Origin of the sequence: Methylocaldum sp. GT1TLB, assembly GCF_051027445.1 — a bacterium.
Classification (GTDB): domain Bacteria; phylum Pseudomonadota; class Gammaproteobacteria; order Methylococcales; family Methylococcaceae; genus Methylocaldum.
This window is the reverse complement of the sequence record NZ_CP194898.1, coordinates 3,009,327-3,031,226: the sequence shown is the minus strand read 5'-3', so window position 1 is coordinate 3,031,226 and position 21,900 is coordinate 3,009,327. Positions and strand designations below refer to the sequence as shown.

Genomic DNA, 21,900 nt, shown 5'->3' with positions numbered 1-21,900 from the left:
AAAAGGAGATATACATGATGAATCTCGATGAACACCCCACCGTCAGGCATTTCCGCGAGACCGATCCAGCAGCGGAAGAGGCGATTGGCGGGCGAGTACTGGAAGCATCTTGGTTACGCCAACTGGCTTTGGAAGCCGGCGCGGACGACGCCGGTTGCATCGGGATTGGCCGGTCCGAGCTCGACGCACAGCGAGCGGACATCCTGCGCGTCTTCCCGTGGGCAAAGACCCTCTTGAGCTTCGTCTGCCGCATGAACCGGGAGAACATCCGCAGTCCTGCCCGTTCCGTCGCCAATCTGGAGTTCCACAATACGGGCGACGAGATCAACGAGGTCGCCCGGCGAATGGTCAGGGTTTTGGAGCAAAAAGGCATCCGTGCGATCAATGGTGCGATGGGATTTCCGATGGAGGCGGATCGCTGGCCCGGCAAGATGTGGGTGGTGTCGCACAAGCCGGTAGCCGAGGCGGCAGGTCTTGGGCGCATGGGTATCCATCGCAATGTCATCCATCCCCGGTTCGGCAACTTCGTTCTTCTCGGCACGATCATTCTGGATGCCGAGATCGACGAGGAGTCGCATCCCATTGACTACAACCCCTGCCTCGAATGCAAGCTCTGCGTTGCCGCCTGTCCCGTGGGTGCGATCGGAGCCGACGGGCATTTCGACTTTTCGGCCTGTTACACCCACAACTATCGGGAGTTCATGGGCGGATTCACCGACTGGGTCGAGGCCATCGCCTCGAGCGCAAACGCCAGAAGTTACCGACAGAAAGTCTCTGATGCCGAGTCCGTTTCCATGTGGCAAAGCCTTTCTTTCGGGGCGAATTACAAGGCTGCCTATTGTCTGGCGGTGTGTCCGGCGGGCGATGACGTCATCGGACCGTTTCTCAATGACCGGAAGGGCTTTGTCAAAGACGTTGTGCGCCCCTTGCAGGACAAGCAGGAAACCGTCTACGTCATAGCCGGCTCCGATGCGGAAGGCCATGTGGCCCGCCGTTTTCCGCATAAAACCGCCAAACGCGCCAACAACAGCCTAAGGCCAACCTCGGTGCCGGCCTTCCTGAAGGGACTTCCTAATGTATTCCAAAGAGGGAAATCAAAAGGCCTCAACGCCACCTATCACTTTACTTTCACTGGCGGCGAGAAAATCGAGGCCACTATCATCATTCGTGACGAAAAACTCCAGGTGCTGGAAGGGCATAGCGGCCGTCCGGATTTTCAGCTGAAGGCCGATAGCCGCACTTGGCTTAAATTCCTGGCAAAGGAGAAGTACCTCGCCTGGGCGCTGATTCGTCGAAAAATTCGGTTCAAGGGACCACCGGGGCTGCTGTTGGCGTTCGGCCGTTGTTTTCCTGCGTAAACCCAAGCCGATTACGGCGACAACCGGCTCGCGGCGCTGGCGTACAACGCCTCGCGGAAGGACAATCGGTACGCCTGCCGGAGAATATTGTGTCGCTCCGGAAAGGCGATGGCGCCGAAGTCGCTCGCCGCTTTCAAGTATTTGGTCGAAAACGGACATTCTTATGAAGGCAAACATTCCAAGCCTAAGAGAACTCCGGTCACGTGCTAGCCGGTGAGTGCAATCCGGCAGTAGTGTGCCATGAATGCATGATTCTGCGGCGGCCAAGTGGTGCTGGCCGAAACGGCTGCGGATGGAGGCGTTTGCTGATCGAACAGCTTGTAAGGAAGTGGAATTTGTCTCGACTAAATGTCACGCGTAAACAGCAAGCTCACGAGAACCGCTGCGGCGGAAACTCCTATCGCAGAAAGAAGTTCGTGCGCTTGCCACGAACCTGATTCCCCTTGCCGCGCTTCATCGGACAAGTCGATGATGCGGTAAGTTTGTGATTACATCCTTTTCACAGGACCCGACACTTATGCCGCTCCTATCCTTGAATCGCTACCTGAGCGCTCTCTCCGTCATGCTGCTCGTCGCGACAACGGCCTCGATTCCGCAGGCGGCCGAGCGGAAGCTGGTGTTGACCGGCTCCAGCACCGTCGCGCCCTTGGCGGCGGAGATCGGCAAGCGCTTCGAGCGGGAAAATCCCGGCGTTCGAGTGGATGTGCAGTCGGGCGGTTCGTCGCGGGGCATCGCCGATGCCCGCTCGGGGCTGGCCGATATCGGCCTGGTGTCGCGGGCGCTCAAGCCCGACGAGCAGGACCTCAAAAGCTTCACCATCGCGCTGGACGGCATCACTCTCATCGTGCATAAGGACAATCCGGTGCAGACCCTGACCGACCCGCAGATCGTCGACATCTACACCGGCAAGATTACCCGCTGGCGTGCCGTGGGCGGGGCCGACCGGCCCATTACCGTGGTCAACAAGGCCGAAGGCCGCTCGACTCTGGAGTTGTTCCTGCATCACTTTCAGCTCAAGAGCGGCGACATCAAGGCCCACGTGGTCATCGGCGAAAACCAGCAGGGCATCAAGACCGTCGCCGGCAACACGAGTGCCATCGGCTACGTTTCGATCGGCACCGCCGAATACGAGGCCTCTCAGGGCGTGCCCATCAAGTTGCTGCTCATGGCCGGGGTCGATGCATCGGTGGAGAATGTGCGCAATGGCCGGTTTCCGCTGGCCCGGCCTTTGAATTTGGTGACCAAGGCCGAATCTGAAGGGCTGGTCCGGCAGTTCATCGACTTCAGCCGCTCGGAACGTGTTCATGATTTGGTCGAAGCACAGTATTTCGTCCCCCTCGCGCACTGACGCGCGCCTCGCCGGGTGGCTCTCGGTCGCGGCCGGACTGGCAGCCGCGGTTCTGGTGCTGATCGTGCTGTTTCTGCTGCACGAATCCTGGCCGGTACTCAAGCGGATCGGTTGGCTGCGCTTTTTCACCGATGCGGCCTGGCATCCTTCCGAAGGGCTGTTCGGCCTCGCCCCCATGCTCTGGGCGACATTGGCGTCCAGCGCCGGGGCGCTGGTGCTGGCGGGGGGCTTGGGTGTGGCCTCGGCACTGTTCTGCCGGTTTTACGCCCCGCCATCCGCCGCCCGCCCTTATCGGCGAATGGTGGCCTTGCTCGCCGGCATTCCCTCCGTCGTGTTCGGGCTCTGGGGCTTGACCGTGATGGTGCCGCTGATCGCCCGCTGGCAACCGCCGGGGGCCAGCCTTTTGGCGGGCATCCTCATTCTGACACTGATGATCTTGCCCACTATGGCCCTTACCGCCGATGCCGCGCTGGCGGCGGTGCCCAAGGCTTACCTGCACGGCGCGGCGGCGTTGGGGATATCGCGTTCGGGAACGGTTCTTCGCGTGGTGCTGCCGGCGGCGCGGAGCGGCATTATCGCGGGTCTGCTGCTGGCGGCCGGGCGTGCCCTCGGCGAAACCATGGCCGTACTGATGGTTGCCGGCAATGTGGTGCAAACCCCTCATAGCCTGTTCGACCCGGTGCGTACGCTGACCGCCAATATCGCTCTGGAGATGGCTTATGCCACCGGCGAGCACCGTGCGGGACTTTTCGTGTCCGGGTTGGTTCTGACTGGGATGATCATCCTGCTGGCGGTTGCCGCGTTGCGCTTGGGCGGAGCGCGTTCACATGTCTGAAGCGGGCAGGTTCGCAATGGCTCGCAGCCGGACACTGGAGCCGCTGATGACCTTGGCCGTCTGGGGTTCGGCGCTTCTGGTGGCGGGCGCTTTCCTGTGGCTGGTGGGCGATTTGCTATGGCATGGTGCCGAGCGGCTGTCCTGGGCTTTCCTGTCGTCATCGCCGCTGAACGCCGGCAGGACCGGGGGTATCGGCCCTATCCTGGTTTCCACGCTGCTGATCCTGGGCGTGGCCGTCGCCGCCGCGGTGCCGCTGGGACTGGCGACGGCGGTGCTGCTGACGGAATTTCTTCGTCCCCGCAGTCGGTTCGGGCGACTCGTCGGCCTGAGCCTGGATGTGCTCGCCGGGGTGCCTTCCATCGTTTTCGGGCTGTTCGGCAATGCTTTCTTCAGCGTCTTTCTGGGGCTGGGCTTTTCCATCCTGTCCGGCGGCCTGACCCTCGCCTGTATGGTGCTGCCCATCCTCATCCGCACCGCGGAAGGAGCCTTACGCGCCGTGCCCGACGATTGGCGGCTGGGCAGTGCCGCGCTCGGATTGTCGCGCACCGCGGCGCTTCGCCATATCCTGCTGCCGGCGGCGTCATCGGGCCTCGTGGCCGGACTGCTGCTGGGCGTCGGCCGAGCGATGGCGGAAACGGCGGCGCTGATTTTCACCAGCGGCTATGTGGATCGTATGCCGTCCTCGCTCCTCGATTCCGGCCGCGCGCTGTCCGTCCATATTTACGACCTGTCGATGAACGTCGCCGGCGGCGACGGCAATGCCTACGCCTCAGCGCTGGTGTTGATCGGCCTGCTCATCCTGATCAACGGCACGGCCTTGTATCTGGCGGAACGTTGGCTAAACCGAAGGATCATAGCTCCATGACGCAAACTCTCGACCGACACAGCGGCTGTTCGCCCAATATAAATGCCGGTGCTTATACCGTTGGCCCATTGCAATCCGGTCCGCCCTGCTGCGTGCCCGAGCCCCTGATCCGGGTGACGAGTCTCTCCGTAAGCTACGGCGATCACCCAGCCCTGAAGGATGTAACGCTGGATATCTACAAGGGCTGTATCACAGCGTTGATCGGTCCATCCGGGTGCGGGAAGACGAGTTTTCTGTCTGCGCTCAACCGGCTGACCGACATGATTCCGGGCTGCCGAGTCGAGGGCGGCATCCGTATCGGCGGCCAGGATATACTCGCCCCCCGCCTAGATGTGTCGGCGCTGCGCCGGGAGGTGGGTATGATCTTCCAGAAACCGAATCCCTTTCCGCTGTCCATCCGCCGCAACATCGAGATGCCGCTGCGTGAACACGGCATGAAAAAGCGCGCCGATCTGGACGAAACGCTGGAACGGGTGCTCACCGATGTGGGCCTGTGGGCCGAGGTCAAGGATCGGCTCGACAAGCCGGCCTTGGCTCTGTCCGGCGGTCAGCAGCAGCGCCTGTGCATCGCCCGTGCGCTCGCTCTCGCGCCTTCCGTGCTGCTCATGGACGAGCCCTGCAGCGCCCTCGATCCCATCGCTTCCGGCATTGTAGAAGATATGATCGCCCAGTTGAGGGGACGCTATACCGTGGTCATCGTTACCCACAACCTGGCTCAGGCAAAACGAATCGCCAACTACGCCGCTTTCTTCTGGTTGCGGGAGCGGGTCGGGACTCTCGTCGAATTCGGCCAGTGCCGACAGATCTTCGAGGCTCCGGCGCATGATCTAACGGCGGCCTATGTGAGCGGGATGCGGGGGTGATGTCGATTCGTCACGGCGGTGCGCCATGCATCCACCGTTCGCGCACCTTGGCGATGAAACCCTCCCGGTTCTCCGTCATTTCGCGAATGACCCCGACCGGGGTCAATGCCGTTGAGTTAAGGCGAAGGACGTCACCCCGGCAGGGAAGGGGCCGACTAAAGGCCCGTTTGCGATTGGAATGCCGGGGTCCAGAAGCCATGGATGGCAGAGGCGTGTCACTTCCCTGTGCTCTGGATTCCGGCACAAATTCGCAAGGAGCGAATTTGGACGTGCTAAGCACGGTCCGAAGGACGAGCCCCAGGGAAGGGGCGAGCAATCCCTGCCGGAATGACGCCTTAACGTAACGGCATTGCGACCGGGGCGAGGTCCGTGCCTTTCTCCGTCAGGCAGTAGAGGTATCGCCTGGCATCGGAGGGATCGCGCTGCTTCGCGACGATCCCGGAGGATTCGAGTCGTTGCAGCCTATCCGACAGGATATTGGTTGCAATTTTTTCACCCGCGTTCGGAAACTCGTTGTAGGTCTTGCGTCCGAAGAACATCAGATCACGCACGATCAGCAGCGACCAGGTGTCTCCCACAGCTTCGAGCAGGATGTTGATCGGGCAGCCCGAACGCCGCCCGGCAGGCGCTTTTTCTCTCATGAATCGAGCGTACGCAAAACGCTTGCACGTCACAAGCCAAATGCAGATACTTGCAACGTGCAAGCGATTGTCAATCACAGCGCCGGTCGCCAGCTCATGGGAGCAGGAGCACAAAGCCCACTACATCGAAAGTTGGGGCCAAGAATCCATCCCTTGGTCATTCGTCGAAAGGAGATATTAAATGCATGCCGTTTTACCGCTTCGTTTGGCTTTGGCGGCGAACGCCGTCTTTTCACTTTCCTCCGCGCTGCTCATGCTCCTTCGCCCAGCGCTGGTGGGCGAGTGGCTTGGGATACATGCGCCAGCTGTGCTTCAAGTAGTCAGCATCGTCTTGGTCATCTTTGCTGCCGACCTGATCCATCAGGCAACGCGTCAGAGGATCGCAACGTGGCGCGCGCTTTATGCAAGTGCCGCCGATTTCTCGTGGGTAGTAGGCTCCATCGTTTTGTTGCTTGCCTTTCCTAAGCTGTTTTCACCTCTGGGCATTATTCTTGTTCTTGCCGTCGCTGGCGCGGTATTTGTCTTCGGCGCTTGGCAGCTTTGGGCCGTTGGCCGGGCTCACAGGACAGGAAAAAATGGCGATTATCGCCATTGCATTATCGTTGAAACCAATGTACCCGTTGCACAAATGTGGCCGATTGTGGGCAATATTGGCGACATCAAGAAGTACATGCCGTCATTGAAGCGCTCCGTTGTCCTGGAAGGAAAAGCACCTGCTGTCGGGGCTGTCCGATCTTGTGAAGATCACGCGGGCAAACGATGGTCCGAGGAATGTACTGAGTTCAATCCCGGCCACAGTTTCGCCGTGCGCTTTCTTTCAGAAGCTCCGGATTTTCCATTCCCGGCAAAAACAATGTGCGGCGGATGGAAAATCACACCATCGGACGCCGGTTCGCAAGTCATGGTGTGGTGGGAATTGATGCCGAAGAACAGGTTGCTTGCACCGGTCATCCTTCCTCTGTTGGCCTTTCAGGCCGACCGCGATTTCCCAAAGATCATACAGCGCATGGCTGCAAGCGCTTTAGGAAAGAGTAACGAAGTTCACTTGCAATCGATCCCCAAAGTAATGGCGCGTCTTCTGCCGAATTTTTGTTAATCTGGGCTATCCATCTGAAATGACGCCCGACCCATCATTTCACCGGACCTGCGCGAAAAGCGGCGCAGGTCCGGTGAATTCAGGCATTGGTCGTCAACCATTCCCGATCGCAAAAGGAGGTTACATGATTAAGCTGTCCACTTCTGTATGCATCAACGCTCCTGCCTCGGTCGTGTGGGAGAGGCTCGCAGCTTTGGAGGACATACAGCTATGGTCAGAGCCTGTACTCCGTGCCACATGTGATGGACCGGTCGCCCGCGGTGTTGGCGCGGAGCGCACCTGCGAATTGGCGGGAAAGTTAACGATCAAGGAGCGTTGGATCGCATGGGACGAAGGGCGGGCCTTCAAGTACGAAGGGTTTGGAATACCGTTCGTTAAGCGAGCAAGCAATGTTTGGTCGGTACATCCGGACGGCGCGCAACAGGCTTTGCTGGTGTCGGAAGCCGAAATTGAGCTGAAGGGCGGTCTAATTGGAACGCTCCTTGAGCCAGCTATGCTTGCCAGAATGCGAAGAATGGGGGCGCAGTCACTCGCATCCTTCAAGTATTTGGTTGAAAACGGACACCCTTACAAGGGCCATCATGCGGACCTTCCGCCTGCTCCCACCGGGTGTTAGCGGTGCACGAACGCCGCAAGAAACACCCAACCCGGCGTTCGAGAGGGGCGCTACGCTAGAGGATGTCCTGACGGATCCGGTGAATTAGGTATGAATTAGAGCGTTTTTCATCCCGGTGTACGGATTCGTGTCGGGAAGGAAGAACGTAGGTCGGCAATCCCTTCCCAATCGCAAACGGCATCTCTGGGAGCGCCAGAGCTGCCCTTCCGACAAAGCCCTTTGCCGAGCCGGTACGTCGGCAAGGGATTGCCGACCTACATATGGGGCTCCCTTACACCGAATCAGAAAATGCTCTAAGGGCCGATTGCGCCGGAAGCAGTGACCGGCTCATATCGCCAGTGATGGAATGCCCCGCTATGCCACGGCGGTTCCGTCCTTAGCGGTCCCTCGGGTGACGAAATGCACACGCGATCCGGAAAGCTTTGGGCGGAGCCCGCGCGTGACGCCTTTTTCTTTCGGGGCAGGCGATTCTTGCTCGATCGGCTATTCCTGCGGGATGCTAGGAGTCGGAATCGCCCCTCACCTCCAATCAGGCGCAGCAGGAGGCCGGTACGGCTTCCTGCGAGTGGGAGCCACAGCGAGGCACAGCGGCTTGGTCCAGGAATTTCCGGTGTGTTGCGGGAAGGGAGAACATCGACCAGTTGTTCTGGACCGAGAACCTGTACTGTTCGAGGTCAATGGTTGCGCTGGCATCGGTGATGCCGAACACCCGATAACCTTTGTCATAGGCGGAGCGCATCGCGGACTCGATGCAGATGTTGGTGAGCTGCCCGGCGAGCGCGACAGTCGTGATGCCATGAGCGCGCAGCACGAAGTCGAGGTTGGTTCCGGCGAAGGCATCAATACTGGATTTCCCGTCGATCACGAGATCACTTTCCTGACGATCGATGAAGGGCGCGATCTCCGCGCCCCAAGTACCCCGAATCAAGGCGCCGGCATCCTTCACCACTTTCATGATGCCGTAGGGAGAATGACCCATCTCCCGGTAGTCGGGCGAAAATTGAATGGGCGTGTGCACGATGAGCATGCCTTGAGCGCGGGCGTCCATGATGAGTCGGTTCAGGTTCTTATTAACGTTATTTTCTTGGAGCACGGAGGTTAGCAAGGGGTATAGCTTGCCGCCTTCGCTGAGAAAGTCATTTTGCAGCTCCATAGAACGACTGCGGTCTGTTTTGTATTCATCGTGTGATTCCTTTAATTGAGTTGAGGTGTCGTTGTTCGTGATTCGGCAGGGATCGGGGGGCGTATACGGCCGCCCGATCCTGCCATGTGCCCTGTCGTTGTCTTCCTTCTTCGAAGTCGATGGTTAGGCCGACTTCTTCCACTCGCGGCTGGCGAATACCGGATCGACCGGTGTGTGGAACAGATGGTTGGCATAGTTGCTCAGGGTTTTCACGGCGATGGCGAGGATGATTTCCAGGATGGACCGTTCGCTATAGCCTGAGGCCAGAAAGTGTTCCACATCCCGACGGCTCGGCTGTCCGCGGGTTTTCACCAGAGTGATGGTGAATGCGCTCAGCGCGGCGAGCTTCGCGTCGGGAATGGGCTTACCGTCACGAATGGCATCAGTCACGGCGGGAGGTACTTTGGACATGGCGTCGGCAACGAAGCTGTGGGCAGCCATGCAATAGTGGCAGCCGTTTTCGCGGCTGATGGTCAGAAACACAACTTCCTGTTCGACCGGCGAAAAACCGGACTCCGTGCGGAAAAGGGCGTAACCGTGCAGATAACTCTCCAGAAGGCCTGGTGAATTGGCCATGACGGCATACATGTTCGGGATAAAACCCAATTGCTTGCGTGCGCTGTCGAGAGCCGACTGGGCGCGAGGCTCCGCGTTATCAATGGTTTTCGGTAGAAGTGAAAGTTGGTATTCGGATGACATGATGTGCTCCTATGTGTAGTGAGTTACGGACGTATCGGTCCAAAAATGGGCAAAAAGATGGTTAGAGCATTTTCTGGTTTGGCGTAGCGCTCTCCCAAGGTGGAGTAGATCGGCAATCCTTTCCCAATCGCAGACGGTCGCTTTAGTCGCGACCCTTCCAATCGCAAACGGTCGCTTTAGTCGCGACCCTTCCAATCGCAAACGACCGTCCTGGGAGCGCCAGGACGCCCCTTCCGACAAAGCCCCTCGCCGACCACGTGTGTCGGCAGCAGATTGCCGACCTACGAATTTCCCGATTCTCACCGCTGAATTGCGGTGAAAAGCGCTCTAGCCGGCCCGCGCGGCCAATCCGCGGAAAACCTCGGTGGGAACGGGCGCCGAACGCTCATTGCTGCGGGGATGGAAAAGAATCGGGAACGACACCCAAAGCGTCGGCAAAACGGTTGAAGGCGGCGAACAACTCCATTACGCCCAGCGCTTCGATGACCTCCGCCATGGGAATGTCTTGGGCAGACAGGCGTTTCAAGTCCGCCGCCATGCGATTGGCTTCGCGATTGGCACGGCGGGCGAAGTCGATGAGTGCTTGCTCGCGGCTGCTGAAATGGGTATCGCCCAGGGTGTGTTCCATGGCGGCGACGTCTTGTGGCGAGAAGCCCAGCATGTGCAGGGCGGCAGCATGGGCGTCGATGCAATAGGCGCAGGCGTTGTCCCTGGAGACCAGCAGGGCGATGGTTTCCTTTACTTCGCGCCGTAAGCCACCCTGCAGCAGGATGGCTTTCACTTTCGCCCAATTGGCGCCCAACAGCGGCGGATAATCGGCATAGGCCCGAAACAGATTGGGGATGAAGCCAAACGTTTGCTCGATTTCGGCAAGTGCGGCGGCTGGATCGATGGCGTTCTGGGTAGTCATTGAAACCTCGGTGGAGCAAGGACAAGTTCTATTTGTGGACTAACCGGTACAGAAATGGGCAAAAAAACCGGCTGCACAGCCTCCTTCGATCTGGAATATTGGCGGCAAGGTTCCGTTCCTCTGGGGTTAACCTGCATGACCCATATCTGTATCGATCGGTTCAAAAAAGTGGCCAAAAAAAGCCGCCCGTACTCATGACATGGGAAGGCTTGAATCGGCTTCGAGCAATTCCCGCAATCGGCCTTCTCGGTCCAGGGCGACCAAGTCGGTGTAACCGCCCACATGGACTTCCCCGATATAAATCTGCGGCACCGTGCGGCGCTGTGTCTTGTTCATCATTTCCGCACGCAGCGCAGGATCGATATCGATACGGCGTTTCTCGATGTTCCGTACGCCCCGGGCGGCCAACAGCCGTTCCGCCGCCACGCAATAGGGACAGTTCGCGGTGCTATACATGTGGACTTCAGGCATGGTCATCCTCAGTTCGGGTTTAAATGGGTCACGCAATTCAATCGATTGCCCTCAAAACGATCTGAATAATCCGTTTAATCTCTTCTCCCTCGATGCCGGCTTTTACCATCGTCTTAAGTCCGCTCATACTGCTGACGAGAAAACGGGCCAGCGCCTCCGGATCCTTGTCGGCGGTAATGGTGCCCTCTGTTTGCGCCCGCTGCACCGCCGCTTTGAAAATCGCCGTAAACTGGTCCACGCCCTGCGCAACCCATTCGGCCACGATCGGATCGCCCTGCGCGAACTCGTTCGCCGTATTCATCACCAGGCAGCCACGCGGTTTCTCGCCGCTACAGGCTTCGGAGGCCACGGACGATAGCCTGTCTTCGATGAACTGCCGGCCCGACGGGGCTTGGTTCAAGCTGTCCAGCATGGCCGCCGCCATGGTGTTTCGGTAACGCTTGAGGCAGCGCTCGAACAACTGCCGTTTGCCCCCGAACGACTGGTAGAAACTGCTTTTCGACAAATCCATCGCGTCGAGCAGGTTTTGCAGCGAGGTCGCTTCGTAGCCGCTCGCCCAAAAGACCTGCATGGCGGCGTCCAGCACCTGTTCGGGATCGAATTCCAAAGGTCGGCCAACGTTCATGCAGCACATTATTGTACCGAACGGTCCATAAGGCAAGCGGGAATTTACCGCACTTATCGGGAGACAGGGAGCAATGCGGATGCGGGCGAGTCGACAAAACCGAAGGAAGGGGTCGACTAAAGGCCCGTTTGCGATTCAGACGAATTTGGACGGCCGAAGGCTGGCTCCGAAGGGGGCGGGCCCCAAGGATGGGCTATAGTCTCGGGTAGATCGCAAGGAACGGGGGTCGGCGCTAGCGCCGATACAAGGTCGGGTTTCGCGGCGTAAAGTGAACTGCGAGCGCCGCGAAACGAGCTTGCTATCGTTTAGCACGAACGGAGCCGGCTTAAGGCATTGGGCTTCGCCTCGCGAGGAATACTTTTAAGGCCGGAAGCCCTAAGAAACGTGGACTCCAAGCCGGCGAACGATCGCTTTATCCCTTGCCCGCTACAGGAACCGCCTTTTCCTTTTCCAACGTCAATTGCCAACGAAATGCCCACTTCCATTTGATATTCCGCTTTGCCTCAGGAATGTCATTTGTTAGCCTCTCCAGGTCCTTTTTCCGGAATCCCCGCAGGATGGAGATTAAGCCATCGTGACGGGTAATGTGGTTTGAGGCCGTAACCAAGGTAAATAACTTAAGGAAGCTCTGAATAAGTGCGTTTTATTGGTGGCTCCGATAAACCGGCCGGGGCTACCAGCCGAAAAAGGTCGTTTTTCCCTCCCCAATTGGCGCCCGCTATCGGCGCTCTTTCCGCCCCTCGCCCCCGGTTTTCCGGGACGATGCACGGATTGATCCCTAGGCCGCCATCAACTCCTCCCGCACCTGGTAGAGATTGCCGAGGGCAAACAGCAGGTAGAGTTGCTGCCCGTTTTTGAAGAGTCCCCGGTACCGGACCTTGGTATAGCCGAATTGGCGTTTGACGATCCGGAATGGGTGTTCGACCACCGCCCGCAGCGCGGCCAGCATGCGGTTGTGAAGCGCTTGTTCCGCAGGCAAGTCCTCGCCCTTCTTACGCTTGAAGGGAAACGCCCAGACCGGCTCGCCCTCCTGGCGTTCGACCTCCAGATTGCGGTCCTTGCGGGTATAGGCCCGATCGCCCAGGACGACCTGCTCCTCGCCGTGCAACAGGGCATCGGTCATGACCCCGTCCGCCACCTTGGCGGTGGTGACTTCCATCGTGTGCACCAAGCCTGAATCAGCATCCACGCCGATGTGCGCCTTCATGCCAAAGTGGTAATTGTTACCCTTCTTGGTCGAACTCATCTCGCCATCCCGCTTCCGCTCGCGGTTCTTCGTGGACGGCGGGGCGGCGATCAGGGTGGCATCCACGATGGTCCCTTGACGCAACAATAAGCCCTTTTCCGCCAATAGTGCCGCCGTTTCATCGAATAGGGTTTGCGCCATCTGATGGGTTTCCAACAGGCGCCGGAACTTGAGGATCGTGGTTTCATCCGGCATGGCGTCCTCGCCCGCATCCAGCCCGGCAAACTCGCGTAGCATCGGAATGTCATGCAGCGCCTCTTCCATCGCCGGATCGGAGTAGCCGAACCAGTGCTGCATCAGGTGGATGCGCAACATCGTCTCCAAAGGAAAGGGACGCCTGCCCCGGCCGGCCGTCGGGTAGTACGGCGCAATCCGGCTCGTCCACAACCCCCAAGGAATCACCTGCTCCATGTCCTGGAGAAATTTCTGACGCTTGGTCAGCTTCGGTTTCTTCACAAACACGGTGGCACTGAGTCCGAGTTGCTTCATCTGGTATCGACCTGTCGAAAATTGGACGTTGGGCGTTATTTTATCGGGGCCAGGGACTTATTCAGAGTTTCCTTAAAGAGGTGATAGGCAACAGGACTTCTGTGCAGGTCGTTGACCACAACCGCCAGCCGGCACTGGTCGTAAGAATTCTTCAGTAATGCTCTTGCCTTGCGGTTGTCGAAGTGGTGCAGAAACAAGCTCATCACGACAATATCGAATCGCCTTCGTTTGAACTCGTCCGAAAAGACATCTATCGTTTCATAGCGTATTTCAGGAAAGTCTTTGGATTGACCATTCGCGTAGCGAACAATTGAGCTATTGAAATCGACAGCAGTTAGAGAAACCGGGATATTTTGTTTTCGGCACCATCTAACGATTGCCCTCGGAAGATCGCCGCTGCCGCAACCCAGATCGACAAACTTGATCGGACGGCTGAAGTCATGCTGTTCAAGTAATGGCGCAATACCCGAAATCAATGTTCTTTCTCCGCCCAGCCAGCGGTTGACCCTGGCAATGTCCTCTAGGTTTTTGATCAGCTCATCACCGCCGAGCGCGGGATCGTCGAGAATCTCGCTGAGGTTGGAACGTTGCAAAAAGCTGTTCATGATTAGTCCTCCGATTGAGCCAAGGAAAACGGGAAACAGATGAGTTTTTTATGCAAAGCCGCTTTGCCGAGGTAGTAAGACGGGCTGGCTTGGTCACCGCCGCCGATGCTGTAAGGGCCGGAGGCGAAAGCGAGGGGACCGAGGCAGATGCTGGCGAGAATAAACAGGCCGCGGATGCGGTCAAATTGAGGTCCATTCATAGCACATTCTCCCTAAGTGACTGAAAGTCGGAACCGACACAGGCGATCCCGCCAATTAGTCGTACCGGAATGGCCAGTCCTTACAGCCTTTTTGAATTTTTTTGACGATCCGCAGCGCTTCCCATACGTCGGCATCCGCCTGCAGCACGAATCTCAAAATCGACTCGGAGACCACATGGTCTTTCGAGGAAGCATTCGGGGGAAATGGTTCGGGTTATTGCGCTTTCTTGCGGCGTCGCCAAGCGATGTCGGTGCTCAGGGGGAGCATGATGAGTCCGAATTCCAGGGGGCGAACCCAGGTCGGATGATCGTAAGGCGCGAGCGTCGAGCTCTCCAAGTTCAGGCCCGTAGCGTAGGCGAGGCACACGGTTTCGTCAAAGTGCTCACCGTGCCGGGCAAGGACCGGATACTCGGCGTGACCGTCGTCGGCGAGCATGCCGGCGACCTGATCGCCGAATTCGTCCTGGCCATGAAACATGGGCCGGGACGTAACCAAGTACCCGCCACTATTCACATCTACCCGACTCTGGCCGGAGCCAATAAATACGCCGCCGGCGTCTGAAAACGCGCCCATGCCCCGGAAACGCTGCTGCGATGGGTGGAGCGGTATCACGCCTGGCGGCCGGCGTGATGGTGGTTATCCATGCCATCGCGTTGTTTGAAAGCCGGCAATAAGCCCACTACCGTATCAATGCCTTCACGGCCGCTTTCTTCTGTCCCGGCAGTTGACCGAACTAGAACTCTGTAAGGAATTCCGTATTTTCGCGACAAATGTTTAACATCGATATAGCGAAAGATGGTTGGCAGCCGATTGCCCGTACTGATCCGGCACTATCGGGGTAAACTGCTGTTTGCCGGAGACTTGTGATGTCTGCCGTCGTGGCCAAATAAATGCTGAGGCAGGGGGCGTTCGACAGAACAGATGAATCCATTCCATGTCGTTTCAATCAAAGAGAACACTGATGACACTCGAGACTCTGACACGGACCCTCTCCGCAGCGTTCTCGTTTTCGCGCTGCTGGACAATGATCTCAACTCCGCTGTTTGGGCGTCATTCGCCGTTCAGCGTCCAGTCATAGGGCAGATTGGCCTTGATCTCCAAGCCTTGCGGCAAGTCCGGGCGATAAGTCCGGATGAATGTCTCGACGCCGCCCTTCTGTTCGAAATCCCCGCCGAACCAGTCGAAGATTTTTGATACCCTTACCGCCGTTCCCTCTACCCGCAGGCCCTTGGTGGGATTATTCAAATAGCCGGCGCTGGCGGAGTCGAGCTGCATATTCAGCTTTGCCGCGGTATAGGGTTCCGGATGTAAATCGGGGCAGCTTTTCGAGGCGCAGACGATGGCCATGTGGATGCGCGGCTCGCCCAGTCTGCGCAGGATGTCGTTCTCGATCTCGTCGAGGCTCAGGGCATTGCCGCCCACATTGCCGACCGGGCGCTTCCACACCGGATTGAGGAGATTGCCGACATCCTTGATGCTCTCAACCGGCCAGTGATCCAGCACGGTCTTGATGGCCAGAATGTTGTAAGCGTTGATGTAGAAGGCCAGCTTTTCCTCGCGGGACTTGAGATTGTCCACGGGAAAGGCAGCGATTTGTGCGATCGCCCGCGTGAACGCCGGATCGCTTTTCAACCCGGTGTAATTCAGCCATGCCAAACGAGTTCCGGCGACGGTGCGCTCGCTGAGGTGTCGCGCGAGAATCTGGCCGTAGTTGCTCCAGTCCGGTTCGGCCGCATACCCAATTCGGAAGGCCAGCGCCATGCTAAGGCCGAATAGGAAAAGCCAGTGCCTCGCCATAGATCGAGTCCTCTTACAATTGAAAGTTTGTCCCTTAGTCGCTGGCCGGGGCCGAACCTTACGACTGATTTGGCCGAAGAGTTCAAAAGTGCGTGAAATATACGTTTCCTTGCGAGGCGCGCATCGAGAAATTCCAGCCGGCTTGTTGCCCGCAAAGTGCAAAGGTTAAAGTGAAAAGGCACCAGAACAATGGCCCGAAGCGAACAAGAAAACCGAAGGGGCATGCCTTGACCGATGACACGCTGATACAACACCGCCCGATATTGTTCCGCTATGCGCTGCTGCATCTGCGTGATGCCGACTTGGCGGAAGACGTGGTGCAGGAAACCTTGCTGGCGGCCTTGCAGTCCGATGCCGGTTTTGCCGAACGCTCATCGTTGCGTACCTGGCTGATTGGGATCCTGAAGCACAAGATCGCCGACCAACAGCGTCGTGACGCACGAGAAACCCGTTTGTTCGAGCCGGACCGAATTGGGGCGGACGAGGACATTGAGGAGCACTTGTTCAACGCCGAAGGGAGTTGGCACTCACCGCCCAAGGTCTGGTCGCATCCTGAAAATGCTCTGGAACAGGAGGAGTTCTGGCGTATCTACGAGTGGTGCCAGCAGAATCTGCCGGCGCGTCAGGCCGAAGTATTCATGCTCAGGGAACTGGTCGGATTGGAGCCGGAAGAAATCTGTAAGGAAGCTAACCTCAGTTCGACCAATTATTGGGTTACGTTGCATCGTGCCCGCATGAGATTGCGGGCATGTCTGGAAGCGCGGTGGTTCGGCAAACAGCAGACCGGAGATAAATAACATGCGTTCCTGCCGGGAAGTCAGTGAGCTGGTGTCCAAGTCATTGGACGTTCACTTGAGTCTGAGAGAGCGAATGGCAGTGCGGCTGCACCTGATGATGTGCAGGCACTGCAGCAACTTCAAGAAACAGATGTTGTTCCTGCGCCGGGCGGGTGCGAGTTATGTGGAGTATCTGGAAAAAACAGGCCGTAAAGAATCGGTCAAGCGTTAAAGGCCGGCAATGCCGGCCTTAAAACGGGGAGCGATCAATTCATGGTTCATTGAACCGTACAAATCGCATGAATCATCAAAATGTCCCCCGGAACGACAGCGCTGTAGAACACCGTCCAACCGTCCCCTTCCGGCGTGGGCCTGCTGGCAACGGCGCTGACCGTGCCGCCTTCGTAGTAGCCGCCGCCTGTAACGACCGGGTGAGAGGCAGGGCATTTCAGGACCTCATTGAGGTATGCGCCGGGCAAGACGTTAAAGGTCTCTTTCACGATCTTGAAGCCGTTGCCGCCGTCGCGAGCGCAGATTGTGGTTCCGTCCGACAGAATCTCCTGGATGGCATAGCCTTCTTCGCAAGCGCCGTTGATACGGTCCTGCTTGGTCTGTTCCAGAGTGGCCAACTGGTTTTGTAACAGGTTAAGTTGAGTATTCAGCGTGCTCAGCTCGGTTTCGTGTTCACTGGCTGTTTGGCTCAGCATGACTATCTTGGCACTTGCCTCGTCGATTTGCGCTTGCAGGGAGGCTTTCACCTGGTCCAGCTGGCTCTGCAAATCGTTTACCTGCCCCTGCAAAGCTTGAAACGGTTTGCCATTGGCGCCGGGATAGGCGTTATTGGTCTCGGCATTCACTGCGGTAGCCAGACATGCGGCTGCAACGAGGCTGGAAAGGGAAAAAGCGGTTTTCTTGATCATGGAACTGTGTCCTTTTTGTTTTGTTTATTGAATTCGTTTTATCTGGATCTGCCGGTTTGCATATCCATGACCGATGTATTGAATAAACCGTGCCAAACATGAATAACCATGAAAAATCAGATGCTTATCAGGGTTGCTGAACCGAAGAGCTTCGGATTTCACTGTTGGGGCAGCCCAACGGCTTTACGCTTTAAGTTATTCATGTCGATGATTTATATGGGATCTTGTACTGTTAGCTAAAACCAACAGCGCTCGAACTCTACCGGTTCCTCGTATTTCGTCCGGATATCGGAATAAAAGAAAGTGCATTGACTTTGTCGAAAATCGCTCTTCGTGCCGAAGCAATGAACCGATAAGAAAAGGGATATCAGGCATTCGTTGCCGGGCGTGCGGCGCCCGCGTTGCAACGTCAATGGGCCCTTGCCTGCCCCACGTGACTGAATCTAACCACCCGTCCCGGTGAAGAGGCGAAGCGCCACCAGTCGATCGACGATCAAGCCGCCGATGCCGATGCAGGCAGCGGTGAGCAGGAGGGCGGCGAGAACGATGTGGGTCTCGGTTCGGGCCAGAAACCTTGAGAAACGGAGGAGGCTCATCGGGCGTTCGCCGGCGTGGTTGTCGGATGTTTTCATCTTCTGGGTAGAGGGACTATTCGCCCGGATTGCGCCGGCTTGTCAAGCGCCGGTACTCGGCGTCCAGGGCGTTTTGCGCATGTTTGACGATCGACTCTCCCGCAGTTCCGGCAGTGAAGAGGAGAAAGCCTTGAAGCTGATTCCGGTACATCAAATAGCCGAGCTCGACACTGCCGCCGCGGCGGACATAGTCGACCAGCCGGGTCACAATCGACTGACAGGCAGCGTGGAGATCGCCGAGGGGCATCTTGGTTTGATAGATAGACATCGGTGCTTTCCCTGTGGCTTGGCTAGAAATACGCCTCCTGCTCGAGGCAGCGCAGGGTGAGCTTGACCATGTTGATCAACCGATGCTTGCCGATGACGATGCTGTCCACCTGACCCCGATCGACCCACCCCTCCACCACACCCGGCGATACCCCCACCAGTTCCGCGAACTTCTCCCGGTGCATCACCTGCACGTGCGGCAGCAACAGAACTTGACGGATGGCCTGTTCGTCCATAATGTCCCCTCATTGCGTTACATTGGGAAATAACATGCTATTTGAACATGTATTTTATACATTACGGTAAATAGTACAAGTATGAGATCTATGCTTGACGAATTTGCCGCGAACGACCGAATTAAGCAGCTACGGAAGACATTAGGCCTGACGAGGGACGAATTCGCCCAGAAGACAGGGATAGGAACGAACCAGCTCAGCAATTTGGAACACAAAAAGCAGAAGGTTTACGCCTGGCATATCGAGGCGATTTCCAACGAATGGCCACAGTACGGTTATTGGCTTTGTACGGGAAAGGTCCTGCCCGATGCCGGGCAAATCAGCCCCGAAATCAAGGAATCGCAGAGATATTTGAAAGTGGCCGAGCCACCGCCGGAGAAGCGCTGACGAGAGGGAGGACAATAGCCGACCGGCGTATTTTTGGGGACATCAACTTCACCCAAATCCCCGTACAGTTCCGTGTCGATAATGTAACTCGCCGGGAAGCCATCGATTTCTGTTAGCTATGGACGACGTAAGAATCAAGGGATGCTTACGGAGCTTCTCATAACGTTTCGGAAACAGTGTCGCGTCGATCCTCCCCCTGTTCGTACCAGTAAGCAATTTTTAAGACGTTTCTCTACCTCTCACTCTTTTACTGTCCATTTCGGGTTTGTCCTGGCTGAATTTGAGAAAACGGAAAAGATAAGAGATTGTTCGAGAGTTCGGCCAACATCGGGTGAATAGAAAACAGCCTCTAACTCGAAAGGAAAAGCGAGATTCGTCCGCTGTTTCCGACGTTGTCCTACGAACCAATTGTTGGATGCCGGCTAGCCATTGCCGATGCTCGATTTCTCTTCACTGCGCAGGAGGAGAACGCGGCCGGCTCGGCGGATCAGCGTATCTTTGGAGTGCCCGCGATATTGCATGACGGAGCCGGCGACTGTGAGGGCGAAGTGAACGGACGCAATGGCGGATTTCCGATTCGACGAGACCTCGACTTCGTCAATGTGATGCTCGTAGCCGAGCGTGGCTATACCGCCTAGGCGCGCTCCGATGTCAGCTATCCCCTGGTACATCTGTTTGTAGGCCGCGCAGGTTTCCTCTTTGTTCTGCGTGACCTCCACTCGTTGGCCGTAAACGACTGATATGCCGCGACTCTCAAAGTCGTTATCCAATAAATTGCAGAGCGCTTCTGGATTGCGGCTCAACGTCGCGTGGGTCTGCATTTGGTAGAAGGCCCTGACCTGATCGTCCGAGATCTTGCGCCCGCCGATGAAGTAATACCAGCTGACTCCGGCCAGGATTGCGACCAATAGCAACATGCGCATCTAAATCTCCGAAAAGTTGTTGATGATCCGCCTGCGGCGGTGCCAAATTAGGTTGGAAGAATGAATAAGATTGGCCCAATTTACGCCGATCAATCCAGGAACCTGGCCAAGAGCCGACTAAAGAAACTCACATGGCGCTCACCTTTAGGGCTCAGGCGACCGGCGGACAAATAGTTGCTAACGGCGAAAAAACCGCAGATCAAGGCAAAGGCGATGCCCAACCATTGAAGCCAATGAATCCGCCGAGTGAAGATCGCCTCAACCGCAGGGAAAAACATGCTGCTGCGACGGCTTTCAAGGAGATGATTCATCCACGCCGGCAGCAACCAATAGAACATCACAAACAGTACAAGGCCAAAGAGCACTGCACCTTTCCATGACAAACGGTTTGCAATGTGAGTCGTGTCACTCAACACCCCCTGACCGCGAGCGTTTGCGACGATATCGGCGACGGTAACCCATGTTTAAACGTCGTTTCGAATAATCCCAGCAGATAAGTCTAGTGACTTCGCGGCTCAAAAAAGCCAGGTTTGAGTCGGAAAAGGCTGAAAATCGTGTAAGCCAGAACTTACGAATAGATAGAAAAAGGATTGGAGGCGGCGTTACGGCCTTTCGGAAAGCTTCACTCTGCTCGGTAAAGTCTTCCAGCGGCAAAGGGGTAAAAGCGAACCAAGCTCAAAACTACCGCCCTGTTGTCTTATGATGCGCTCGCGCCTAGAGAATTTTCCGATCCGGTATCAGGGAGCCCGATATGTAGGTCGGCAATCCCTTCCCAATCGCAAACGGCCGCCCTGGGAAGGGCCTGGCCGGCGCTCCCGGCCAGGCCGTTTGCGATTGGAAGGGTCATCCCGGCGCTCCTGGGATGACCGTTTGCGATTGGAAGGGTCATCCCGGCGCTCCTGGGATGACCGTTTGCGATTGGAGCGCCAGGACGCCCCTTCCCACAAAGTCCTTTGTCGAGCCGATAAGTCGGCAAGGGATTGCCGACCTACGTGCTTCCCGCCCGACATGAATCCGTACACCGGGATGAAAAACGCTCTAATCGTACGGCAGCCAGGCCGCGGAACCGGCGGGTTACGGCGCGCGGAAACACCCACAGGAACCTGGCAGGTTCGATGCGATGCGCGCCTAACCCACCTTACTGCGAAATCGTTTTCAAGTAGACGGGGATGTAATTGGCAGCCAGTCCTAAGGCCTGTCGTTTCGGCATTCGCCGCTAGCATGACGCTTATTAACCCGGCCTATAAATATAGGCCGGGTTAATCCAGGGCAGGGATGCCCCGGCGCGGCGACAAGCCGCGTGAGCCCAGGCCGGGCGTGTACCGGCCTGGGCGGCGGCCCGAAATACCAGGAGGGTATTTACGGGCCTGATTAATAACTGACCGGCATTGGGTTTTGACCGGAGTTTTTTCTTTGGGTAGAGTCGGTACGGGCCTAAAGGGATTTTGGAGGCGTTATGCGTTTCGTGTTTTTAGCTTTGTTGGGTCTGATCGGTGGATGTGCGTCGGATCCGGCGGTGCGGCAGCAATTAGCCGGGGCGGTTCAGGCTCGGTGTTTGGCCGAATCCAAGAAGTATATCGAGGCAGGCGTGGAAAAGGACTACTTCACGCGATGCGTCGATAGTCGGTTGTCGGCTCTGGGCGAAGAACCGATCTATGATCCCGGTTTTGAGGAGCGATGGCCGGAGTTCGAGAATCCTACGACCGGCCAAGCTCTCCAGGAGAGATAGGCCGATTCTCGACCGCCGCCACTTGGGGCGGTTGCACTGATAGCGGGTGTCGGGCGTTCGTTGTTTGACTGTTGCTCCGTCATTGGCTCGGGTTAGGCGGGGCGGATGACGTGACCATCCGGGAACGCGCAAAGCACGACGGGTTTGGTGAGCATCGCATCGAACCGGCCACGTTCCTTGAG

27 protein-coding genes and 1 pseudogene are annotated in these 21,900 nt (G+C 57.3%); 13 read left to right on the top strand and 15 right to left on the bottom strand.

What is annotated here, in order from left to right; translation table 11 throughout:
• The first annotated feature begins 14 nt into the window (after positions 1-14).
• From ACR2R1_RS13180 to ACR2R1_RS13160, 5 genes are all read left to right on the top strand, one after another.
• Positions 15-1,358: an SCP2 sterol-binding domain-containing protein gene (locus ACR2R1_RS13180; protein ID WP_434110416.1), complete on the top strand. Its 1,344-nt coding sequence runs from the start codon at positions 15-17 to the stop codon at positions 1,356-1,358.
• Positions 1,359-1,875: 517 nt separating this feature from the next.
• Complete coding sequence (locus tag ACR2R1_RS13175) at positions 1,876-2,706, top strand: phosphate ABC transporter substrate-binding protein (RefSeq protein ID WP_434110414.1); 831 nt, start codon at positions 1,876-1,878, stop codon at positions 2,704-2,706.
• Positions 2,663-3,541: a phosphate ABC transporter permease subunit PstC gene (gene pstC, locus ACR2R1_RS13170; protein ID WP_156880118.1), complete on the top strand. Its 879-nt coding sequence runs from the start codon at positions 2,663-2,665 to the stop codon at positions 3,539-3,541. The genes ACR2R1_RS13175 and pstC overlap by 44 nt, the downstream gene beginning before the upstream one ends.
• Positions 3,534-4,406 carry a phosphate ABC transporter permease PstA gene (gene pstA / locus ACR2R1_RS13165; protein WP_434110412.1) on the top strand — a complete coding sequence of 291 codons (873 nt, stop codon included), beginning with the start codon at positions 3,534-3,536 and terminating at the stop codon, positions 4,404-4,406. Before pstC ends, pstA begins: the two co-directional genes overlap by 8 nt.
• Positions 4,403-5,269, top strand: coding sequence for a phosphate ABC transporter ATP-binding protein (locus ACR2R1_RS13160; protein ID WP_434110410.1), 867 nt, complete (start codon positions 4,403-4,405; stop codon positions 5,267-5,269). The genes pstA and ACR2R1_RS13160 overlap by 4 nt, the downstream gene beginning before the upstream one ends.
• A gap of 335 nt (positions 5,270-5,604) precedes the next feature.
• Here ACR2R1_RS13160 and ACR2R1_RS13155 read toward each other — a convergent pair whose 3' ends face one another.
• Entirely contained in the window at positions 5,605-5,910 is a 306-nt protein-coding gene (locus tag ACR2R1_RS13155) for a winged helix-turn-helix transcriptional regulator (protein WP_434110408.1), read from the bottom strand.
• 181 nt (positions 5,911-6,091) lie between these two features.
• On the opposite strand from ACR2R1_RS13155, the gene ACR2R1_RS13150 reads away from it, so the two are divergent.
• Positions 6,092-7,006 carry an SRPBCC family protein gene (locus tag ACR2R1_RS13150; RefSeq protein ID WP_347258817.1) on the top strand — a complete coding sequence of 305 codons (915 nt, stop codon included), beginning with the start codon at positions 6,092-6,094 and terminating at the stop codon, positions 7,004-7,006.
• A gap of 124 nt (positions 7,007-7,130) precedes the next feature.
• The gene (locus ACR2R1_RS13145) at positions 7,131-7,622 is read left to right on the top strand and encodes an SRPBCC family protein (protein WP_168175404.1); all 492 of its coding nucleotides are present in this window, start codon (positions 7,131-7,133) and stop codon (positions 7,620-7,622) included.
• A gap of 529 nt (positions 7,623-8,151) precedes the next feature.
• Here the strand turns inward: ACR2R1_RS13145 and ACR2R1_RS13140 are convergent.
• The 8 genes from ACR2R1_RS13140 to ACR2R1_RS13105 all read right to left on the bottom strand — a co-directional run bounded on the left by ACR2R1_RS13140 (position 8,152) and on the right by ACR2R1_RS13105 (position 14,050).
• Positions 8,152-8,775 carry an isochorismatase family cysteine hydrolase gene (locus tag ACR2R1_RS13140; RefSeq protein ID WP_434110405.1) on the bottom strand — a complete coding sequence of 208 codons (624 nt, stop codon included), beginning with the start codon at positions 8,773-8,775 and terminating at the stop codon, positions 8,152-8,154.
• A gap of 153 nt (positions 8,776-8,928) precedes the next feature.
• Entirely contained in the window at positions 8,929-9,504 is a 576-nt protein-coding gene (locus ACR2R1_RS13135) for a carboxymuconolactone decarboxylase family protein (RefSeq protein WP_347258937.1), read from the bottom strand.
• 385 nt (positions 9,505-9,889) lie between these two features.
• Complete coding sequence (locus ACR2R1_RS13130; protein WP_347258936.1) at positions 9,890-10,414, bottom strand: carboxymuconolactone decarboxylase family protein; 525 nt, start codon at positions 10,412-10,414, stop codon at positions 9,890-9,892.
• Between the two features lie 192 nt (positions 10,415-10,606).
• Positions 10,607-10,870 (bottom strand): glutaredoxin 3, encoded by a 264-nt coding sequence (gene grxC / locus ACR2R1_RS13125; protein ID WP_434110402.1) that lies wholly within the window; start codon positions 10,868-10,870, stop codon positions 10,607-10,609.
• Positions 10,871-10,922: 52 nt separating this feature from the next.
• On the bottom strand, positions 10,923-11,510 hold the full coding sequence (locus ACR2R1_RS13120) for a TetR/AcrR family transcriptional regulator (protein ID WP_347258935.1): 588 nt from the start codon (positions 11,508-11,510) through the stop codon (positions 10,923-10,925).
• 778 nt (positions 11,511-12,288) lie between these two features.
• The gene (locus tag ACR2R1_RS13115; protein WP_434110401.1) at positions 12,289-13,245 is read right to left on the bottom strand and encodes an IS5 family transposase; all 957 of its coding nucleotides are present in this window, start codon (positions 13,243-13,245) and stop codon (positions 12,289-12,291) included.
• A gap of 35 nt (positions 13,246-13,280) precedes the next feature.
• The gene (locus ACR2R1_RS13110) at positions 13,281-13,850 is read right to left on the bottom strand and encodes a methyltransferase domain-containing protein (protein WP_434110400.1); all 570 of its coding nucleotides are present in this window, start codon (positions 13,848-13,850) and stop codon (positions 13,281-13,283) included.
• Between the two features lie 2 nt (positions 13,851-13,852).
• Positions 13,853-14,050 (bottom strand): hypothetical protein, encoded by a 198-nt coding sequence (locus tag ACR2R1_RS13105; RefSeq protein WP_434110399.1) that lies wholly within the window; start codon positions 14,048-14,050, stop codon positions 13,853-13,855.
• A 355-nt stretch (positions 14,051-14,405) separates the two neighbouring features.
• Between ACR2R1_RS13105 and ACR2R1_RS13100 the strand changes: the two are divergent.
• A pseudogene (locus tag ACR2R1_RS13100) lies at positions 14,406-14,681 on the top strand (pyridine nucleotide-disulfide oxidoreductase); the annotation flags it as partial.
• Between the two features lie 420 nt (positions 14,682-15,101).
• Here the strand turns inward: ACR2R1_RS13100 and ACR2R1_RS13095 are convergent.
• Positions 15,102-15,848, bottom strand: coding sequence for a DUF547 domain-containing protein (locus ACR2R1_RS13095; protein WP_434110398.1), 747 nt, complete (start codon positions 15,846-15,848; stop codon positions 15,102-15,104).
• A 227-nt stretch (positions 15,849-16,075) separates the two neighbouring features.
• Between ACR2R1_RS13095 and ACR2R1_RS13090 the strand changes: the two genes are divergently transcribed.
• Positions 16,076-16,645 (top strand): sigma-70 family RNA polymerase sigma factor, encoded by a 570-nt coding sequence (locus ACR2R1_RS13090; RefSeq protein WP_434110397.1) that lies wholly within the window; start codon positions 16,076-16,078, stop codon positions 16,643-16,645.
• Position 16,646: 1 nt separating this feature from the next.
• Positions 16,647-16,856 (top strand): zf-HC2 domain-containing protein, encoded by a 210-nt coding sequence (locus ACR2R1_RS13085; RefSeq protein ID WP_133717466.1) that lies wholly within the window; start codon positions 16,647-16,649, stop codon positions 16,854-16,856.
• A gap of 46 nt (positions 16,857-16,902) precedes the next feature.
• Here ACR2R1_RS13085 and ACR2R1_RS13080 read toward each other — a convergent pair whose 3' ends face one another.
• The 4 genes from ACR2R1_RS13080 to ACR2R1_RS13065 all read right to left on the bottom strand — a co-directional run bounded on the left by ACR2R1_RS13080 (position 16,903) and on the right by ACR2R1_RS13065 (position 18,679).
• A complete protein-coding gene (locus ACR2R1_RS13080; protein WP_434110396.1) occupies positions 16,903-17,544 on the bottom strand; it encodes a hypothetical protein in 642 nt (213 codons plus the stop codon).
• 443 nt (positions 17,545-17,987) lie between these two features.
• Positions 17,988-18,140: a hypothetical protein gene (locus ACR2R1_RS13075; RefSeq protein ID WP_347258879.1), complete on the bottom strand. Its 153-nt coding sequence runs from the start codon at positions 18,138-18,140 to the stop codon at positions 17,988-17,990.
• Positions 18,141-18,192: 52 nt separating this feature from the next.
• On the bottom strand, positions 18,193-18,444 hold the full coding sequence (locus tag ACR2R1_RS13070; protein WP_077730239.1) for a hypothetical protein: 252 nt from the start codon (positions 18,442-18,444) through the stop codon (positions 18,193-18,195).
• 22 nt (positions 18,445-18,466) lie between these two features.
• Positions 18,467-18,679 (bottom strand): hypothetical protein, encoded by a 213-nt coding sequence (locus tag ACR2R1_RS13065; RefSeq protein ID WP_077730240.1) that lies wholly within the window; start codon positions 18,677-18,679, stop codon positions 18,467-18,469.
• Between the two features lie 90 nt (positions 18,680-18,769).
• Here ACR2R1_RS13065 and ACR2R1_RS13060 point away from each other — a divergent pair, with 90 nt between their 5' ends.
• Entirely contained in the window at positions 18,770-19,066 is a 297-nt protein-coding gene (locus ACR2R1_RS13060) for a helix-turn-helix domain-containing protein (protein ID WP_086135714.1), read from the top strand.
• Between the two features lie 422 nt (positions 19,067-19,488).
• Here ACR2R1_RS13060 and ACR2R1_RS13055 read toward each other — a convergent pair whose 3' ends face one another.
• Positions 19,489-19,989 (bottom strand): hypothetical protein, encoded by a 501-nt coding sequence (locus tag ACR2R1_RS13055; protein ID WP_347258878.1) that lies wholly within the window; start codon positions 19,987-19,989, stop codon positions 19,489-19,491.
• 131 nt (positions 19,990-20,120) lie between these two features.
• Here ACR2R1_RS13055 and ACR2R1_RS13050 point away from each other — a divergent pair, with 131 nt between their 5' ends.
• Positions 20,121-20,369: a hypothetical protein gene (locus ACR2R1_RS13050; protein WP_143735161.1), complete on the top strand. Its 249-nt coding sequence runs from the start codon at positions 20,121-20,123 to the stop codon at positions 20,367-20,369.
• A 1,076-nt stretch (positions 20,370-21,445) separates the two neighbouring features.
• Complete coding sequence (locus ACR2R1_RS13045) at positions 21,446-21,718, top strand: hypothetical protein (RefSeq protein ID WP_434110395.1); 273 nt, start codon at positions 21,446-21,448, stop codon at positions 21,716-21,718.
• Positions 21,719-21,900 lie beyond the last annotated feature (182 nt).

Bases quoted from the DNA above. Each gene is read 5' to 3' on its own strand.
- ACR2R1_RS13180 (WP_434110416.1), top strand. From the start codon at position 15: ATGATGAATCTCGATGAACACCCCACCGTCAGGCATTTCCGCGAGACC.
- ACR2R1_RS13175 (WP_434110414.1), top strand. From the start codon at position 1,876: ATGCCGCTCCTATCCTTGAATCGCTACCTGAGCGCTCTCTCCGTCATG.
- pstC (WP_156880118.1), top strand. From the start codon at position 2,663: ATGATTTGGTCGAAGCACAGTATTTCGTCCCCCTCGCGCACTGACGCG.
- pstA (WP_434110412.1), top strand. From the start codon at position 3,534: ATGTCTGAAGCGGGCAGGTTCGCAATGGCTCGCAGCCGGACACTGGAG.
- ACR2R1_RS13160 (WP_434110410.1), top strand. From the start codon at position 4,403: ATGACGCAAACTCTCGACCGACACAGCGGCTGTTCGCCCAATATAAAT.
- ACR2R1_RS13155 (WP_434110408.1), bottom strand. From the start codon at position 5,910: ATGAGAGAAAAAGCGCCTGCCGGGCGGCGTTCGGGCTGCCCGATCAAC.
- ACR2R1_RS13150 (WP_347258817.1), top strand. From the start codon at position 6,092: ATGCATGCCGTTTTACCGCTTCGTTTGGCTTTGGCGGCGAACGCCGTC.
- ACR2R1_RS13145 (WP_168175404.1), top strand. From the start codon at position 7,131: ATGATTAAGCTGTCCACTTCTGTATGCATCAACGCTCCTGCCTCGGTC.
- ACR2R1_RS13140 (WP_434110405.1), bottom strand. From the start codon at position 8,775: ATGGAGCTGCAAAATGACTTTCTCAGCGAAGGCGGCAAGCTATACCCC.
- ACR2R1_RS13135 (WP_347258937.1), bottom strand. From the start codon at position 9,504: ATGTCATCCGAATACCAACTTTCACTTCTACCGAAAACCATTGATAAC.
- ACR2R1_RS13130 (WP_347258936.1), bottom strand. From the start codon at position 10,414: ATGACTACCCAGAACGCCATCGATCCAGCCGCCGCACTTGCCGAAATC.
- grxC (WP_434110402.1), bottom strand. From the start codon at position 10,870: ATGTATAGCACCGCGAACTGTCCCTATTGCGTGGCGGCGGAACGGCTG.
- ACR2R1_RS13120 (WP_347258935.1), bottom strand. From the start codon at position 11,510: ATGAACGTTGGCCGACCTTTGGAATTCGATCCCGAACAGGTGCTGGAC.
- ACR2R1_RS13115 (WP_434110401.1), bottom strand. From the start codon at position 13,245: ATGAAGCAACTCGGACTCAGTGCCACCGTGTTTGTGAAGAAACCGAAG.
- ACR2R1_RS13110 (WP_434110400.1), bottom strand. From the start codon at position 13,850: ATGAACAGCTTTTTGCAACGTTCCAACCTCAGCGAGATTCTCGACGAT.
- ACR2R1_RS13105 (WP_434110399.1), bottom strand. From the start codon at position 14,050: ATGAATGGACCTCAATTTGACCGCATCCGCGGCCTGTTTATTCTCGCC.
- ACR2R1_RS13095 (WP_434110398.1), bottom strand. From the start codon at position 15,848: ATGGCGAGGCACTGGCTTTTCCTATTCGGCCTTAGCATGGCGCTGGCC.
- ACR2R1_RS13085 (WP_133717466.1), top strand. From the start codon at position 16,647: ATGCGTTCCTGCCGGGAAGTCAGTGAGCTGGTGTCCAAGTCATTGGAC.
- ACR2R1_RS13080 (WP_434110396.1), bottom strand. From the start codon at position 17,544: ATGATCAAGAAAACCGCTTTTTCCCTTTCCAGCCTCGTTGCAGCCGCA.
- ACR2R1_RS13075 (WP_347258879.1), bottom strand. From the start codon at position 18,140: ATGAGCCTCCTCCGTTTCTCAAGGTTTCTGGCCCGAACCGAGACCCAC.
- ACR2R1_RS13070 (WP_077730239.1), bottom strand. From the start codon at position 18,444: ATGTCTATCTATCAAACCAAGATGCCCCTCGGCGATCTCCACGCTGCC.
- ACR2R1_RS13065 (WP_077730240.1), bottom strand. From the start codon at position 18,679: ATGGACGAACAGGCCATCCGTCAAGTTCTGTTGCTGCCGCACGTGCAG.
- ACR2R1_RS13060 (WP_086135714.1), top strand. From the start codon at position 18,770: ATGCTTGACGAATTTGCCGCGAACGACCGAATTAAGCAGCTACGGAAG.
- ACR2R1_RS13055 (WP_347258878.1), bottom strand. From the start codon at position 19,989: ATGCGCATGTTGCTATTGGTCGCAATCCTGGCCGGAGTCAGCTGGTAT.
- ACR2R1_RS13050 (WP_143735161.1), top strand. From the start codon at position 20,121: ATGGCGCTCACCTTTAGGGCTCAGGCGACCGGCGGACAAATAGTTGCT.
- ACR2R1_RS13045 (WP_434110395.1), top strand. From the start codon at position 21,446: ATGCGTTTCGTGTTTTTAGCTTTGTTGGGTCTGATCGGTGGATGTGCG.